Genomic DNA, 19,079 nt, shown 5'->3' on the forward strand with positions numbered 1-19,079 from the left:
ACTTGCCGAAGGGGGTCATCTACTCCTCTCGAGGATGTACTGGGCGACGGCAGGGCCGATGGCATTCCATCCGCGTGCCTGCCCGAGTGCGAGGTGCGGTAGATCATACGGATCTACTCGAAGTTCACCGCGGATTCGCTCCCGCCACAACAGTTCTCGTTGCGCACCGAAGTCGGGGTCGAGCCCTTCGGTGGCGGACACGAGGAGTGCGTCACCGTCGAACGGTGCGGGGTCTGCCGATGCCGTCAATCGGAGGTGGCGGACATGAGCCGACACGAGTCGCTCTCGGGTGGTCTTGTCGAGTGCACCGAGGAGCGAGTCGCTGCGCACGTAGGCCGCGATATCCTCGCGCTGGGACTCCGCCTGCTCCTGAGCCGGTGCATCGGACGGAACGATGAACGAATCCAGTAGCACGAGCGACGCAACGGTCTCACCAGCAGCACGAAGCCGCGTTGCCACCTCGTGGGCAATCTGGCCACCGAACGACCACCCGAGCAGGTGGTATGGGCCCGATGGGGATACCTCGCGCATTCGGCGGTACTGATCGTCGACCAGGGCGTCGAACGTCTCGAGTTCGATCTCGCCGTCGGATAGATACGGATCCTGCAGTGCCACTATCGAAGTGGGGCTCGGAAGGAAACGCACCAGACCCATGTACGACCACGCGAGACCGCCTGCGGGCTGGAAGCAGAACACCGTGTTCGGTCCCGCGTCGCGAAGCCGCAACACGGGATCGAGCATCGTGCCGGACTCGGACCCCGATGCGGCGATCTCGGCGAGTGCAGCGGGAGTCGGCCGGGCGTAGATGTCTCGAACTCCGACGGAGCGACCGAGCACGGACTCGAGTCGCCGCGTCAGCCGCACGACGAGCAGCGAATGCCCGCCGAGTGCGAAGAAGTCGTCGTCGCGGCCTACCCTGGCCGCTCCGAGAATCTCGACGAAGATGTCGGCGATCGCCTGTTCGAGTGCATTGTCCGCATCGGCCGAGTCCGCAGCCGAGGTATCCCATTCCGGTGCAGGCAGTGCGCGGGTATCCAACTTGCCGTTGACCGTCAGTGGTACATCGTCGACCACCGTGATGGCGGACGGAACCATGTATGCGGGAAGTTGCCGACGCAGAGCGGCTTTGACGCTCGCAATGTCGATCGTGGTGCCCTTGTCGGGGACGACGTACGCGGCCAGTACAGGATCCCCGGCGGATCCGGTCACGGTGACGACCGCAGCCCGAGCGACACGATCCTGCGCGGTCAGGACATTCGCGATCTCGGCCGGCTCGATACGGTAGCCGCGAATCTTGACCTGATCGTCGGCTCGACCGAGATAGTCGAGTGTCCCGTCGGGACGTCGTCTCGTCAGGTCACCGGTCCGATACATCCGCGCGCCCGGTGCGCCGAACGGGCAGGCGACGAAACGGTCCGAGGTCATGGCCGGCATCGCGAAGTATCCCCGTGCCAATCCCGCTCCGGCCAAATACAATTCGCCGACTGCTCCGATGGGTGCAGGTGACAGTGTGGAATCGAGAACGTATGCCGCGGTGTTCGCGATCGGTCGCCCGAGGCTCGGCCGCTCGGTGTCGGCGACATCGGCACCGAGTGCATTGATCGTGTATTCGGTCGGGCCGTAGAGGTTGTAGCCGTCCACGCCGGGGGCGGAGCGCAACGCACCCCACAGTCCGTCTCCGACGGCCTCTCCACCGAGCGAGACGAACACCACGCCCGTCGCTCCGGAATCGACCGACCCGGACGCCGAATCCCGGCAACGCTCGCGGTCCAACAGTCCTTGCTCGACGAGATGCTCTCCGTACGTGGGCGTCACGTCGAATGCATCGATCCGGTGCTCGTCGTAGTAGCCGAGCAGTTGTTCCGGGTCACGTCGCAGGTCCTCGTCGATCACGTGCACCTCGTGGCCCGCGAGCAGCCACAGCAGCTGCTCCCAGGAGGCGTCGAACGAGAACGACGTGGTGTGCGCGATCCTGATCCGTCGTCCGCCCTGACGGAAGAGGACGGGCTCGAAGATGGCTGCCTCGTGGTTGTAGAACATGTTCGTCAGACCGCGGTACGGCACGGCCACGCCCTTGGGTCTGCCGGTGGAGCCGGACGTGAAGATGACGTACGCGAGTTGGTCGAGATCGGTGTGTGCGCCGCGATCGTCGTCGGTCACGGCCGCGCCGGACGCCTTGTCGACTGCGTCCCGCGAAAGATCCAACAGGAGGGTGGTCGGTGCAGTACGCAGATGTTCCGGCAGCCGATCGACGAGAGACGAATCCGTCAGTATCACAGCGGGTTCGGATACCGCGAGCATGTGGCCGATGCGGTCCTGAGGGTGCTCGGGGTCGATCGGCACGTACGCACTGTGTGCGGCGAACACTGCGAACAACGCGACCACCATGTCCTCGGACCGGGGCAGCAACAACGCAACCCGACGGTCCGGTCCGGCTCCCAGCGACAGCAGGACACGGGCGGTTCGGTTCGCTCGCTCGACCAGCTCTGCATAGGACAGGACGACGTCGCCTGCACGGACCGCGGGAAACGATGCAGATTTCTCGGCCTGGCGCAGTAGAAGGTCGTACACGGACAGTTCCGGAACGGGACGCGCCGTGTCGTTGAAGCGGCGCAGCAGCAGGTCCCGTTGCTCGACGGACATCGGATCGCATCGCGCGACGAGACCGTCGATATTCTTCGTGATCGCGTGGAGCGTTCGCGTGAACGTGTCGATCCACTCGCGAACGGTCGCCTCGTCGACGACGTCCTCCTGGAACATCACCCGCAACCCCGCAGCGGGGTTCGAAGCCGACCCGGCGTCGGGGTTGACCACTATCGACAGCGGATAGTGCGTCGCGTCGCGCAGCGTCACGTTCTCTACGCGCACCCGGCTGCCCGGCGGACCGAACGGAGTTTCCGGTGAGATCACCGGAGTGTTCTGGAAGACGAACAATGTGTCGAACAACGCGCGGTGTCCCGACATCTGCAGTAGCGCAGACAGAGTGACGTACGGATGCGTCAGATGAAGGAGCTTGTCCTGCTGAGCTTTCCGAAGCATCTCGGCCACCGTGTGCGACGGGTTCGAGGTGAATCGCGTGGGAAGGGTGTTGAACAGCAACCCGATCGTGGTGTCGATTCCGTCGATCTCCGGTGGGCGTCCCGACACCACCGACCCGAAAAGTACGTCGTCGGTACCCAGGATGCGACGCAGTGTCATTCCCCAGGCCGCTTCGAACACCGTCGAGAGCGTGACGCCCGTGGTGGCGGCGACTTCTACAAGGCCCTGTGACACCTCCGGATCCACGGTGACGCGTAGATCCCGAGAGTTCGACGACGACGTCGCACCGAGTGATTTTCGGCGCGGAGCGACGAGGGTGGGTTCGTCGATTCCCGAGAGATAGCGCTGCCATTCACGCTCGGCGGCCGGCAGGTCCTGTCGCGAAAGCCATCCCAGGTATGTGCCGAAAGACGCAGTGAACCTACGGGATTCGGCATCCTGGTCGGTGTAACTGTCGAGGACGGACATCAGGAACCGCCAGATGGACCAGCCGTCGAGCAGAATGTGCTCCGCCGTGAAGACGAGGTGGTGCCGGGTGGGTCCGTCGGACAGTAGACCGAAGCGAAGAAGTGGCGGGTCGGCCGCGTCGAACGGAATCGACGCCTGTTCGCGGGCGGACGCGTCCACGTCACTGCCGTCACGGTAGGTCCACGGGACGTCGAACGTCTCCGGAACCACCTGTACCGCCCGATCACCGATCTCGGCGAAACCCACTGCCAAATTGGGGAATTTGTCGATCGATGCCCGTGCTGCCGCGGCGAGCCGGGTTCGATCGATGTGTCCCGACAGGTCGACGACTGTTTGCGAGACGTAGACGTCGGCCTCGCCCTCGCTACCGGCGAGCAGGTGGAACAACAGTCCGGTCTGGAGGGGCGAGAGCGGCCATACGTGTCGCACCGGTCCGAAACTCCGACGCAGTCGAGCCGAATCCACGTCCGACAGCAGGGGAGCGAGGTCCGCCGAATCCCCGTTGCGCCGCGCATCGGTGAGCGCGGTCCGCAAGTGTCGGGCCCAGGTTCGAGCGGCCTCCGCAATCGGCCGCCCGCCGAGAGCCCGGACTGCTGCCGTGACGCGGGCATGAATCGACGAGCCTGTCGTCAACGCGAACACCGGTACGGAGCTACGCAACTCGGGCGTCTGCGCAGGTCGGCCCAGCACGAGAGCAACGGTTGCTCGTGGCATCTCCTCGAACACACCGACCGTGTGTTCGCTCGTGTATGCGGCCACGTCGTAGGTCGACGGGTCCGGATCGTCCCTGTGCGCATTCAGAAATTCGTCGATGCTCCTCTGGGCGTCCGCCGAACTCAGAGAGAACGGATACCGTCGACGCAGATGTCCGACCGTACGGGCATGTCCATCTCGGTCGGGTTCGTCGATCTCGACCAGCCACGCGTCGCCGGCACCGAGATCGGTGAGAGTGCGGGCCACGGTGATCAGAGCGGCGGCGCGAGTGCGGTCGATATCGAGCGCATCCGCGGTGTCCCACACGTCTGCGTCCGCCGTTTCCGGTTCGCCGGCTCCGAACTCGGTGAAACTCTTGTCCAGCACGTCGTCGACGAAGTCGAGCCAAGCCTCGGCATGCTCCACGATCTCGAGATCAGCTGCACGAGAATTCAAGTCGCGCAGATAGTCCGCGAAGTCGAGAGTCGAGTCCACCGCGACGGGTGGCCACGATTCGGCGTCGACGAACAACGGATGGGCGCGTAGTACGGTGCCCGACTCGCATTCGGTTGCCGTGACCGGTCTCGAGCCGACGTCGACGGTCCCGTCGAGCGAGCGTGCGATCGCATCGTCCACCGAGGCGATCGCGACGTGCCGTCCACCGTCGTCGTCGCGAACCAGGGTCATTCGCAGAGCGTCGAATTCCGCCAGCAGACGGTAGGCGGTGGCCGGAGACCCGCCCGGCACGGTCCATTCGACGCACGCGGCGTCCGAGATTCCGGCATCGAGCATCCTCAGTTGCGCCGGTGCGAGCCGGGCGGTGCCGGACGACCCTGGAGTGGTCGGTACGGCAATGTCGGCCACCAGAAGTCGCGGGTGACGAGTTCCCTGCACGAGGACGGCGTGGACACCCGAGAGCAGCGCCCGCGCGGTCGTCTCGGTGAAGAGGTCGCGGTCGTAGACGAGGGTGAGCGAGCGTCGGCCGTCCGCTGTGAACCCGATTCCGAACGTGAGGTCGAACTTCGCCGCCAGGGATCCGCCCCCGAAAGCCGAACGGGTGCCGACGTGTCCGAAGTTCGGACGGATCGGGCGATCGTCGACGTCCGCGATCATGACCTGGAACAACGGGTTGACTCCCGGGGTCCGCGGCGGGTCGAGGGTCGCGACGACTGCCTCGAACGGTACGTCGCGGTGGTCGTACGCCTCCAGATCGCTCGAGCGCACTCGATCGACCAACTCGGTGAACGTCAGCGTGTCGTCGACCGCCGCCGAGAGCACGACCGTATTGACGAAAAAGCCCACTGTGCTTGCCAACTGCGCATCGCTACGACTGTCCACCGCGGTGCCGATCGGGACGATGTCACCGGAACCTCTGGCTCGCAACACCATTGCGACGGCGGTGTGCAGCAGTACCAGTGGGGTGACCGCATCGTCACTGGTGGATCGATCGATGGCGTCCGACAGCTCGTCCGACAACGGAACGGTCACCAGTTCTCCGGTGCCGCCGGCGTCGGCTCGGCGTTCGAAGTCGCGCGGGAGCGCAGTGACCGGCGGTACGTGGCCGAGTCGCCCGACCCAGAAGTCGAGGTCTGATCCATCGGTTGCGGTGTCACGCTGCCAGCGGGCGAACTGCGCATACGTCGCGGTGCCGGGTGCGGTCTCCGGCCATGGATCTCTGTCGTTGTCCACACGGCGGCCGTACGCCTCCGCCAACTCGTCGACCAGGATCTTCACCGACTCCTGATCGCACGCGATGTGGTGCAGCGTGATGCGTAGTCGGGTCGCGTTGCAGGACAGCCGGATCGGCAGCTCGGACTGCAGATCGATCGGCGTCGGAGTCGTGACTGTCGGTTCGACGCGGAACTTGTCGGCTACCTCGTCGACCGACAGGACGTGTTGGGTCCAGTCGCCCGAGCCGACCGGATACACCGTACGCAGAATGGGATGTCGTGCAACCAGATCCAATCCTGCCTGCCGCAGGGCGACGGGATCCAGAGGCTCGTCCGGTTCGAGATCGAGCGTGAGCAGATACGCCGTGGACGGGCCGGCCAGGCTCTCCAGGAACAGGAGCTGTTCTTGCCCGAACGACACGGGTGCGTCGTCGGCGTCCGGGTAGTCACCGGGTCTGCCGACATGCGTGCCTGCACCGAAATCGATCGCTGCGCCCAGTGAGGCCACCGTTCGATGGTCGAACAACACGGGTAGACCGACCCGCACACCGAATTCGGCGTGCAGTGCCACCGCCAGACGTAGGGCCAGCAGCGAATGACCACCGAGAGAGAAGAAGTCGTCGGAAACGCCGATGTTCGGCACGGACAGCACCGCCGCGAAGACCCGGCACAGACGCTTCTCGATGTCGGTGCGGGGAGCGTCACGGCCCGCAGGGGTCGCTGTCGGTTCCGGGAGTGCTCTGCGGTCGAGTTTGCCGTTCGCGGTGACGGGAACGTCGTCGAGGATGGTCATGTACGTGGGGACCATGTACTCGGGGAGCTTGCTCTGCAACCACGACGTCAAGATTGTCTGCAGCTGTTCGCGATCGATGCCTTCTCGATCCGTCGGGATCGCGTACGCACTGAGCACGTCTCCCGAGTCTCGGTGCAGGACTGTGACTGCGGCGTAGCGAACCGAGGGGTGGTCGGACAAGGCCGATTCGATGTCTTCCAGTTCGAGTCGCATGCCGCGAATCTTGACCTGGTTGTCGGCCCGACCGAGGAAGTCGAGTGAGCCGTCCGACCGCCACCGCGCGAGGTCACCCGTTCGGTACATCGCCGACCCGTCGGCCGCGAACGGGTTACTCACGAACCGTGCCGCGGTCAGCGACGGCGCGTTGCGGTATCCGCGTCCGAGCAGCGACCCTGCTGCGTAGAGTTCGCCGCCGCATCCGATCGGGACCGGTCGAAGTTGCGAATCGAGAACGTAGAGTTGGGTGTTGGGGTTCGGTCGACCGATGGACGTGGCGATCCGGTCGTCCGCGTCGTGGTAGATCACATGGGAGACACCGATGGTCGCCTCGGCCGGGCCGTACCCGTGGTAGAGGGTCGTGTCCAATCGATTCCGAAAGCGGGAGAACAGATCCGGGGTGAGAACCTCCCCGCCGCACCAGACGTGCCGCAACCCGGACAGGACGTTGTCGGTGTCGAGGTGCAGCAGTGACTCGAGCATCGACGACACCAGATAGACGAACGTGACGCGTTCTCGGGCGATGGTGTCGAGGAGATAGAACGGGTCGCGCTCGCCGCCGTCCTTCGCGACGACGACGCGGCCACCGCACACCAGCGGAAGAAGGATCTCGTTGATCGAGATGTCGAATGCCAGCGGTGCCTTGAACAGTGCCGCGTCGTCCGGGCCGAAACCGAGGATGTCCGTCCGCTGCCAGTTCAGGCGCTCGGCGATCGCGCCGTGTCGAATCATGGCACCCTTCGGGCGGCCGGTGGAGCCCGACGTGAAGATGACGTAGGCCAACCGATCGGCCGAGAGGGCGTCGAACTCACGGCGGACCTGAGTGTCGGTGAACTGCCAATCGTCGAGGCTCACGACCGTCTCGTGCGGCACGACGGCCGGATCGTCGAGGTGCGCCGAATCCGGATGCGAGAGAACGACTCGCGCGCCGGAATCGACGAGTACGCGTTCGCGCCGGTCCCGTGGCCAGGACGGGTCCAACGGTACGAACGCGCCGCCTGCCCGCAGGACGGCCACGAGCGAGACCACCATTTCCGCCGAGCGCGGCATGCTCAGGGCCACGACGTCCTCGGCGCGAAGGCCGTTGGCGACGAGCGTGGACGCCAGCTGCTCGACCATCGTGGCCGCACGTTCGTAGGTGATGTGACGCGTACCGTCGACGATGGCGATGCTGGCGGGCCGATCACGTGCGCGCTCGGCGAACATGTCGGGTACCGGGGTGCGGTCGATCGTGGACTCGGTGTCGTTGAAGGCGTGCACTATTCGTGATCCGGTCGGTTCGTCGACCAATGTCAGTTCGCTGATCGGCCGAGCGGGTGCGGAACCGATCGCGGCCAACAGAACGGCCAGTGCGTCGAAGCGCGTGTCGATATCGGAGGCACAGGAGCTGTCCCCTCGCATCTGAACCGTGACGGGCGCGGACGGCCCGATGCAGGTCAGGACGAACTCGAGATCCTGGAACGGCCCCACACTCAGCGCCTGTCCCGACCAGCCGATCCCGTGCGAATCCACCTCCCCGACAATGATGTTCGCGCCAGGACCGAACGAGCGGCCGGTTGTGCTCGGCCGGCCCGGCGCGCGATCGCGGATCATGTCTTCGCCGCGGTAGCGGCGGTGGGGATGCGATTCGGCGAGCGAACTCCTGATCTTTCGTGCGACGTCGGCGACGCTGTCGAGCGGCTCGATATGCACTGTCAATGGATGAGTCGTCGAGACGGTACACGGTTCGGAGCGCAACACGTCCGTGGTCCGCGCAGAGGTGGGCACCGTCAGGGTCACGTCCCGTTCTCCCGACCAGCGGTGCACGAACGCCGCGTAGGAGGCGAGATAGACGTGAGCCGGCCGTACGCAGGCCGATTCGGCAAGGGCACCGAGCGCACCGACGAGGTCTGCGGGCAGGTCCGTTCTTCTCTCGTATGCCGACCCGGTGGGGTGTGCAGGCACCGGCAGCAACGTGATGGGAGGCGTGGCCGCAGCAAGCCGGGTGCGCCAGAACTCGCGGTCGCGCAGGAACTGCTCGGACTCGCGGTACGAAACATCCTCGGCCACAGCGTTGTCGGCGAGCCATGGGCTGCGGTCCGTGTCGCCGTGGACGTACGTGTCGGTGACGGCGGTTGCGAGCATCACCGCACCGGCGGCGTCGAGAACGATGTGGTGTGCGCGGAAATACCACACGTGATCGTCGTCGCTCGACACCAGAACCGAGCTCATCAGCTGATCGAATTCCAGATCCAGAGGGGTGCTCAGATCCTTCGCGGCAAGAACTGCTGTCGTTGCTACGGCATCCTGCCCACGCCCGTCGACCAGCGTGGTGACGATTCGAGCGTCGGACGAGATGCGGACGGGCCTGCCGTCGTCGTCGGTGGTGAAGCGAGACCGGCCGCCTCGGTATCGGTCGAGTACCGAATCGATGGACGTGAGCAGTCGTTCGACGTCGAGGTCCGACGGAAAGGAGATCTCGAAACCGATGTTGAATGCGGCGCTGGTCGGGTCGGCCTGATGCGCCAACCACATGTCCGTTTGCGCTGCGGACAGTGTCGTGCCGACCGAACGAGCTGCGTAGGTGGCGTCATGCACGGAGTTGAGCTCCTTCGTCGGAGGTCGGGCGGTGGTGTGAGCGGACGTCCTCGGGCGACCGGCCGGCGGCAACAGCCGATACGGCCGCGGCGAGGTCCCGCGCTGTGGTGTCGTCGCCGATCAGTGCATGGACGGCCACCTCGACCTGTGGTCCGTCGGACGAGGCGACTGCCTCGATGCGGTATCCCCGTCCCGACGACGTGTCGAGAGGTTCGGCCGGCGACCCGTCCGGAGGCACGATACGGGCGCGCCACAGCGTCTTTCGGCGAGTGTCGATCGCCAACCGGAGCCCTTCGTTGCGTTCCCGTAGCGACCCTTCGATCTCGGCGAGTTCGTCGACAGACAAGAGGCGAGGAACGGGCATGCGGACGGTGTGCACGCGGTCGTCGATCCCGGCGCTCTTCGCTGCGCGTACTGCGTGGGGCAGCGGAACCGGGGTTCCCGGGACCGACGCCGTCGAGCGCGCGGGGGAGTAATTCTGCGCGGTTGCAGCGCTGCGCCGGGCGATGTCGGCCAGAGTGCGAAACTCGAAGACATCGCGGACGGTGAACGACAGACCCGTTCGAGTGGCCTTCGCGGCGAGCAGAACTGCGCTGATGCTGTCGCCGCCCGAACGGAAGAAATCGTCGTCGAGGCCGATGCGTAGCCCCAGCTCGTTCTCGGCGATGGTCAGCAGTGCACGTTCGGCATCCGTATCGGGCACACGGCGATCACGAGTCTCGGATTCTGGCTCCGGCAACGCTCGGCGGTCGAGCTTGCCGTTGACGGTGACGGGCAATGCACTGAGCGGGACGATCGCTGCCGGCACCATGTGCTCGGGCAGACGCCGACGGAGCCGCACGTCGATATCGGCAGGCAGAGAGCCGGCTGCGCCGGTGACCACGTACGCGACGATCGAACCGTCGCGCACCACCGCGACGGCCGTCTCGATGTCGGGGTATTCGTCGGTGATGGCAGCGGCGACCTCGCCGAGCTCCACCCGCTGCCCGCGAATCTTGATCTGGTCGTCCGCCCGTCCGAGAAATTCCACGTCTCCGCTGCGTCGCCACCGGGCGATGTCGCCGGTGCGGTAGAGACGAGCACCCGCCGACCCGTGCGGATCGGCCACGAATCGCGATGCGGTGAGGGACGGGCGCCGGTGATATCCGCGCGCGAGTTGAATCCCCGCGATGTACAGATCTCCCGCCACGCCGAGAGGAACCGGACGAAGGTGGGTGTCCAGTATGCGGAGGCCGGTGTTGTGCACGGGCTTTCCGATCGGGACCGACGACGACGGATCGACGCCGGCGACGGTGTACGCGGTCACGTCGATCGCGGCCTCCGTAGGGCCGTACAGGTTGTCCAGACGTGCGCCGGGAAGAGCCTCCCGAGCCCGACGTCCCAGATCCGCGGGCAATGACTCTCCGCTGCAGATGATCCGACGAAGCGAGGTGCACGCGGACGCATCGGTGGCGGTGAGAAACGCGTCGAGCATGGGCGGGACGAAGTGAATCGTGGTCACCGATTCTTCTCTGACCACTCGGCCGATGTACTGCGGGTCACGATGCCCGTCGGGCTCGGCCACCACGGTCGATGCACCGACAGTGGCGGCGAGGAAGAACTCCCACACCGACACGTCGAAGCCCGCAGGAGTTTTCTGCAGAACGACGTCGTCGGTGCCGAGCCGATACTCGTCCTGCATCCATCGAAGGTGTCCGACGATGGCCCGGTGTGTGTTGACGACACCTTTCGGACGCCCGGTCGACCCCGAGGTGTAGATGACGTAGGCGGCGTCGTCGGGTGCCGGGCGAACCAGCGTCGTCGACGGTACCGCGGTCGAGGACTCGAGCGGATCCACCACCGGCGTCGTGCCATCCGCGAATGCGACGTCGCCGGGGTGGCCCACGATCGCGGTCGGCCGAGCATCCTCGAGGGTGAACCGAAGCCGATCCTCGGGGTAGCTCGTGTCCAGAGGCAAATAGGCTGCCCCGGAGCGAATCACAGCGATGATCGACACCACCAGTGCGAGCGAGCGGGGAACGGCGACGGCGACCACCGAGCCGGGCCGTGCTCCGAACTCGGACAGTCGACGAGCGAGAGCCGTGCTGCGATCGGTCAGTTCACGGAACGTCAGGTCCCTGCCGGCGAACCGAACGGCCACCGCCTCCGGACGGAGTGTGGCTCCGCCGTCGAGCAGATCGATCAGGGTCGAGTCGTCGGTCGGGAACGCCGTGTCGTTCCATCGAGCGACGGCGTCTGCTTCAGCGGTTGTGGGACCGCCCAACTCGGCAATCGAGACTGCCGGATCGGCCGCCAGCGCAGTGGCGGTGTTCACCAGCCGTTCCAGCAGTGCGAGGGCAGTGTCGTCGTCGAACACGTCCGTGGCGTAGTCGATCGTCACGGTAAGGCCGTCGACGCCCTCGACGAACTCAACGAGCACGTCGAATTTGGCGGTGTGCGTCGACACGGCCTCCGGTTCCAGAACCGAATCTCCCAGTGTCAGTTCGGAAGACCTCCGCGGTGGCACCTGGTGCACCACCATCACGTCGAACAGTGACTCGGAGCCGGATGCGGCGACCACTCGCTCGAACGGCACATGAGCGAGGTCGTATGCGTCGAGCGTCGCGCCGCGCACACGGTCGACGACGGTCCGAAGGCTCGGCGATCCGGACAGGTCGACGCGGAGGACGACGGTGTCGAGGAAGTAGCCGATGGTGTCCGGGGCCCCGACGCGGGCTCGGGTGGACACCGGTAGACCGATGCAGACGTCGTCGCCCGCCCCACTGCGGGCCACGGTCACTGCTACTACGGCCGAGGTGAGCATCGACATGGTCGTGCCGCTCTGCGTCGCAACGGACTTCAAGCCTGCAGTGACGTCCCGGGACAGGTGCTGTTGCACGCTGCCCGCAGTTCGGGTGTCGGTTCGGCGGGCGCGTCTGGGCCGATCGAGGGGCAGTTCGGTCGATTCGGGTGCCCCGCTCAGAACCCGCATCCACGAGTCGACTCCGGAATCGGCGTCGACGACGGGTTCTCCGATATCCGCGTACTGGGTGGCAGCGGCGGGCCAACGGGGACGGCGTCCCTCCGAACGTGCGGAGTATGCGAACGTCAGGTCGTCGAGCAACACATCGCGTGACCACTCGTCGAATGCGATGTGGTGCAACACGATCACGATGTGCTTCGGGGTGCTGAATGCGCGGATCGGGATGTCGGTACCGAGGTCGAACGCAGTCCGCACGAGTTCGGTGACGTCCTCTTCCGAGGAGACCAGGATGGTGTCGGGTACAGGCAGAACTTTCGCAGTGGGTTCTCCGGCCGGACTCGGGTACACCGTCCGCAGAATGTCGTGCCGCTCCACCACGTCTCGCAGCGCCGCAGCGAGCGCCTCGGCGTCGACCGACTCGGGTCTGCGCCACACGAGCGGAACGTTGTAGGTTGCTCCAGCGCCGCGGACGTTCCAGTCCATCCACATTCGGAACTGGCCCGGTGTGAGCACCGATCGATCACGCCGGGTGGTGTCTTCGGACTTCTCGACGACGCACGGCGACGTGGAGTCGCACAACCGGGCCACCGCGTGCACGGTCGGTTCGGACATGAACGTGCCCAGTGGAATCCGAACTCCCAGTTCGCGGCGAATACGCCCCAGTACGGCGATGGCACCCATCGAGTTGCCGCCTGCGGCCAGGAAATCGGTGGTGCGGCCGGCGCTGCGGACGCCGAGCGCGTCGGCGAACGCCGCGGCCACCGAGCTCTCGGTCTCTGTCCGGGGAGGTTCCTCGGAGACCTCGACACGAACGGGGTCGGGCAACGCACGCCGGTCGAGCTTGCCGTTGGCGGTGGTCGGCAGCGAGTCGAGACGCACATAGGTGGCCGGAACCATGTGTCGCGGAAGAGTGGTGGCCAACGATCGGACGATGTCGGCGTCGGGGATATCGGCACCCGCGTCGGCGACGACGTACGCGATCAGCGAGCCGTCGCGGACCGCCACCGCAGCATTGTCGATACCCTGCACGGTGACCAGCGCATCCACGATCTCGCCGAGCTCGATCCGCACGCCGTTCACCTTGACCTGGTCGTCGTCACGTCCGAGGTACACCAATTCGCCTGTGGCCGACCAGAGGGCGCGATCGCCCGTTCGGTACAGCCTGCTCCCGTCGGCAGCATTCGGATCGGCGACGAACCGCCCTGCTGTCAACGCGGGCGCACCGGTGTAGCCACGCGCAAGCTGAACGCCACCGAGGTAGAGATCGCCGGGTGCTCCGGGCGGAACCGGTCGCAGTGCGTGATCGAGGACGTACGTGTCGGTATTCCTCATCGGTGTTCCGATCGGCACCGACGCGCTCTCGTCGTCGCGGCGAACCCGGTGTGCGGTGACGTCGACCGCGGCTTCCGTAGGGCCGTAGAGGTTGTCCAACCTGATGTGCGGCAGTGCGTCGAGGGCCCGTCGGGCTGTGGTGCGCGGCAGAGCTTCTCCGCTGCACACGAGCAGACGAAGTGCGGGGTGGGGCCCGTTGTCGAGGGAAGTACCGACGAGATACTCGGTGAGCATCGACGGAACGAAGTGGGCGATGGTGACCTCGGCATCGTCGATGAGGCGATGAAGATACTCGGGATCGGTGTGACCGTCGGGGTCGACGACGACCAGGGTCGCGCCGGTGATCAAGGGTAGGAAGAACTCCCACACCGACACGTCGAAACCAGCTGGGGTCTTCTGCAGGATTCGGTCGTCGATTCCGACGTCGTATCGATCGCGCATCCACTCCAGTCTGTTCACCGCGGCACGATGAGATACTGCGGTGCCCTTCGGTTTTCCGGTGGACCCGGACGTGTAGATCACGTAGGCCGTGTTGTCGGGACGCAGCAGTGCAGGTGCGGGGCGGGTACCGGTGACGGGGACGTTCGACGGGTCGAGGACGGGGGCGTCGGTGAACGGAACCGAGGATTCGATGCTGAGTACGACGCGTGGATCGGCATCGTCGGCAATGTATCTCAGCCGCTCCTCGGGCAACCCCGCGTCGAGGGGGAGATATGCGGCACCCGCGCGGTGCACGGCGACCAGGGACAGCACCAGCTCGTAGGAGCGCGGCACATGAACCCCCACCACGTCATCCGGTCTCACACCCGCGTCGAGGAGAGCGTTCGCGAGGGCATCGGCGTCGCGGTCGAACTGCGCGAAATCCACCGTCCGACCTCGGTGTACCACTGCAATGCGATGGGGGTGTTCGCGGATGGTGTTGGAGACCAGTTCCGGCAGAACGGCTTTGGGTATCGCGGCGCGCTCGCCCTGTGCCCAGGTGTCGGCCACGAGAGCGATGTCGGAGGGCTCGGCAAGGGTGCGCCTGGACACCGGGACCGACAGATCGTCCGCAAGAGTTCGAAGTGCGTGGGCGAAGCTGCGCGCGTACTGTCCGGCGAGGTCGGCGTCCACGACGTCGCTTGCGTATTCGACCGAGTACGCCATCGACGATCCGCGATCGTCGACGGTGAACGTGACCGGGAACTTGGCGGTCGCGGTGCTCGGTGCCTCGCGGCGACCGGCCTGCGCTCCCAGGCGCAGGCGAGTGTCCTCGCCGGTGCCGGAGAGGAGGACCGTCATGACCGACGGGACGGTGGTGTCGGTGAGTCCGCACTGCGAGACGACGTCCTCGTACGCGAGTGCCTGGTGATCGAATGCGGCGAGATCCGCGGATCGGACGCCGTGCAGGAATCGATCGAGAGTCTCGTCTCCGACAACCCGGGTGCGCAGTATCAGCGTGTTGAGGAAACACCCGATCGACGCGTCGAGCGCGGAATCGGTGCGTAACGACACGGGGGCAGCCACCAGGATGTCCGTGGCACCGGTCATGGCCGACACGGCAAGTGCGGTGGCGGCGTGGCACATCATGAACAGACTCACGCCTGCGTCGGTTGCCGCGCGGCGGAGAGCATCCGCGTCCGCGGTCGAGACAGCGAAGTGAAGCGTCTCGCCGGCGTCACCCACCGCTCCGGTTCGTGGCAGCGGTGCTACGGGGGGATCGGCCAGGGTCCTCTTCCAGTGAGCGAGCATGCGCGACGCTGCGGACGTGGGGTCATCGGATGGCCCGAGTATGTCCTGCGACCAGGAGGCGAAGTCGTCGTACTGTACTGCGAGAGTGGGTAACTCGGGCTCGACGCCCTGTGTTCGTGCGGCGTATGCGACTGCGAGATCGGAGCGGAAGACCGATTCCGATCGGTCGTCGGTGGCGATGTGATGGAACGCGACGGTGAGGCGGTTGTTCGTCCGGTTCCACCAGGCTCGGACGGGTGGCTCTTCGGTCACGTCGAACACGATCGACTCGGGGGCCGGAGACACATCGGTCACCTCGAGCACGGAATCGACTGTGTCGAGAACGACCGGCCGTTCGTGATCGGGGTAGACGGTTCTGAGTATCGAGTGTCGATCCACCACGTCGAGCAGGGCCGCACCGAGTGCCGTGCCGTCGATCGGGCCGTCGAACTGCCACTCGACCGGAACCGTGTACGACGCGCTGTGCGGTGCCCACTGATGCAGTGCCAGCATTCTGCGTTGTGCGTCCGACAGAACCGGCTCGGACACAGTGTCTCTGGGCATGAGCGGCACCGTCGCCGGTGCCGCGTCGGCGAGCCAACGAGCCAGCGCTGACGGGGTCCGGTGATCGAACACGGCACTGATGGGGACGCTCTGACCGGTGCGTCGTGCCAGCGACTGGCCGAGGCGCACCGCGAGAAGCGAATCGCCGCCATGGGAGAAGAAGTCGTCGTCGGCACCCACTCGATCTCGACCCAGCACATCGGCGAAGGCACTGCACACCGTCGCTTCACGCGGGGTGGACGGAGCGCGGTAGTCCTCGCTTCCGGCGAGTTCCGGTTCCCCGAGTGCACGACGATCGAGCTTTCCGTTCGCAGTCAGCGGGAACGAGTCCAGAACGAGAACACCGCTCGGAACCATGTATTCGGGCAGATTGTCCGCGGCCCAGGATCGAATTCGCTGCGCGTCGGTTTCGGCTCCGGCGACGGGGACCACGTACGCAGCAAGGTAGTGCGAGCCTGCGGGTGTGGTGCGCACCGTAACCGCGCAGTGGCGTACGTCCGGATGGCCGGCAAGTACCGACTCGACGTCTTCCAGTTCGAGTCTCATCCCGCGGATCTTGACCTGGTTGTCGACGCGGCCCGCGAACTCGAGCGTGCCCTCCGGCGTCCAGCGCGCCCTGTCGCCGGTGCGGTAGAGGCGGCTACCGTTGTCGGAGAACGGGTTCGCGATGAAGCGGGATGCGGTCGACGCCGGGGCGTGAACGTAGCCGCGGCTTAGAAGGTAACCCGCTGCGTACAATTCGCCGTCGGTGCCGATCGGAAGCGGGCGAAGGTCCTCGCCCAGCACGTACAGCGCGGTGTTCGGGTTCGGTGCACCGATGGAGGTCGCGATGCGGTCGGCGGTGTCGGAATACACGACGTGCGAGACGCCGATCGTTGCTTCTGCCGGCCCGTAACCGTGGTACAGGGTGGTGTCCACTTGCGCTCTGAAGCGCGTGAACAGTGAGGGCGTGAGTACCTCACCGCCGCACCAGACGTGCCGTAGACCTGTCAGCCGCCCCGCACGGTTCCCGGTGTCGGAGGCGTCGATGTCGAGCAAGACGTCGAGCATCGACGACACGAGGTACACGAACGTCACGCTCTCGTTCGCGATCAGGTCGAGCAATCTGTCCGGATCGCGCTCGTCACCTGGGCCTGCGATGACCACCCGTCCACCGCTGGCGAGCGGAAGCAGGAACTCGTTGACCGAGATGTCGAAGGACAGTGGTGCTTTGAACAGGGCAGCGTCGTCGCTCCGGAAGTTCAGCAGTCGATTCATCTGCCAGTCCATCCGAGCGCAGATGGCGTCGTGACGGATCATCGCGCCCTTGGGTTTTCCCGTCGATCCCGAGGTGAACATGACGTACGCCAACGACGATCCGTGGATGTCCACCTCCGGCCTCGTGTTCGCATGGTGCGCGTGCACCCAGTTCTCGAGGTCGACGGGCACCGACGCGACGGAGTCGAGCGCGTCGCTGTCGAACCGGATGCACAGGAAGCGGATTCGGGCCTGCGCGGCCACCTCCTCGCGCCTGGCCAGGGGCCACGACGGGTCCACCGGTACGAACGCTCCGCCCGCTGCCATCACCGCGAGGGCCGCCACGACGGTCTCGGCGGAGCGGGCGATGCCGATGCCGACCGTCTGTTCCGGTCTCAGTCCTCGGGCTGACAATTCGGTCGCCAACTCGTCGACCCGTCGCTGCAGTTCGGCGTAGGTGATACGGCGGGCGCCGTCCACCACCGCGACCGACTCCGAATGCCGACGCGCAGATTCGCGAAACACGGCGGGCACCGTGCGCTCCTGCGTCGGCTCCGCCGTGTCGTTGAACGAATGCACGATGGTCTCGTACTCGCTGTCGGACAAAATGTTCGGTGCCGACACGGGAGTGTCGGAACGGAGCGCGCCGAGGAACGAACGGAGCCGATCGCGGTGCACACGGGCCGAGGTCCCCGGACCCCGTACATCGATCACGGTGCCGAGACCCGGCTCGCTCTCGACGGCGAAGTCGACGTCGTGTACTGGTCCCAGGCGGACACCCCGCATCCGAATCTGCTGATCTCCGAACGAGATCGGGGTTCTCCAGATCATCACGTTGATGCTCGCGCAGTGCGTGAGCGAGCCTGCCGCTCGACCGTGAGCGCGTAGTGCATCGAGTTCGGGGACCAGCGCAGCGTCGACGTCGGACAGACGGTCGGACGGCTCGATCGTGACGCGCATCGGATGGGTGCGGGAGAGCATTCCCAGCTGCTCTCGCCGGACGGAGTCGGTCCGTGTGTGCAGAGCCGTCGACACAGTGACCGTTCTGCGGCCCGACACTCGGTACACGTACATGAGCACGGCCGCGGTCAGTGTGCGCGCGTCGGCGGGCAGGTCGATGTCCGACTGTGCGAAATCCAGGGTGTGACACCCTGTTTCCGTCGGATCTGCCTTGTCCGCCAGGGCCACAGCATTCTCGACCCGATCGGCTCGACGTGCGATCTCCTCGGAATCGATGCGTGCGCGGTCGCTACCGAGGTACTCCAGTTCCTCGTCCAGAAGCATCCTCGACGACCACGTCGGAGGCTTGCCGCCGTTCCAGACGTCCGCCACTGCGCGAGTGAGTGCGCGCACCGCATACGCGTCGACGACGATGTGGTGGTAACCCTGGTACCACCGCAGGTGGCCGTTGCCCAGATCGAACACCGTGTGCGTGAACAGTGGGCCGTCGAGCGATCGGACGGTGTCGAGGTCGGATCGGATCGCCTCGTCGGCGGCGGCCGGATCACATTCGACGCGTTGGACATTCACCGTCGGCGGTGTGAGAACCTGACGTACCTGCGACCCGTCGTCGGTGAACACCACATGCAGGGTGTCGGCCGCGCGGAGCACGGTGTCGATGCTGTGCACCAATCGCGTCGCATCGGCGTCGGACATCTCCACCAGGTCCACGACCCAACCGATGTTGAACTCCGCGCTGTCCGGGCGCAGCTGCTGGGCCGTCCACACGTCCAGCTGCGACGGCGTCAGGTCCAGTGATTCTCCACGGGCGCTCTGCATTCGGTGTGCTCCTCGACTTCGTAGATCCGGCGGACTGTTG

Annotated in this window: 2 protein-coding genes; both read right to left on the minus strand. The window is 65.9% G+C overall.

The genetic code is table 11. The annotated features are described in order from the left end of the window. Positions 1-15: 15 nt before the first annotated feature. Complete coding sequence (locus QM588_RS08075) at positions 16-9,456, minus strand: non-ribosomal peptide synthetase (RefSeq protein WP_283312526.1); 9,441 nt, start codon at positions 9,454-9,456, stop codon at positions 16-18. Continuing rightward, entirely contained in the window at positions 9,449-19,039 is a 9,591-nt protein-coding gene (locus tag QM588_RS08080; RefSeq protein ID WP_283312527.1) for a non-ribosomal peptide synthetase, read from the minus strand. Before QM588_RS08080 ends, QM588_RS08075 begins: the two co-directional genes overlap by 8 nt. Positions 19,040-19,079: the final 40 nt, after the last annotated feature.

This window comes from Rhodococcus sp. IEGM 1354, from assembly GCF_030056855.1.
Lineage (GTDB): Bacteria > Actinomycetota > Actinomycetes > Mycobacteriales > Mycobacteriaceae > Rhodococcoides.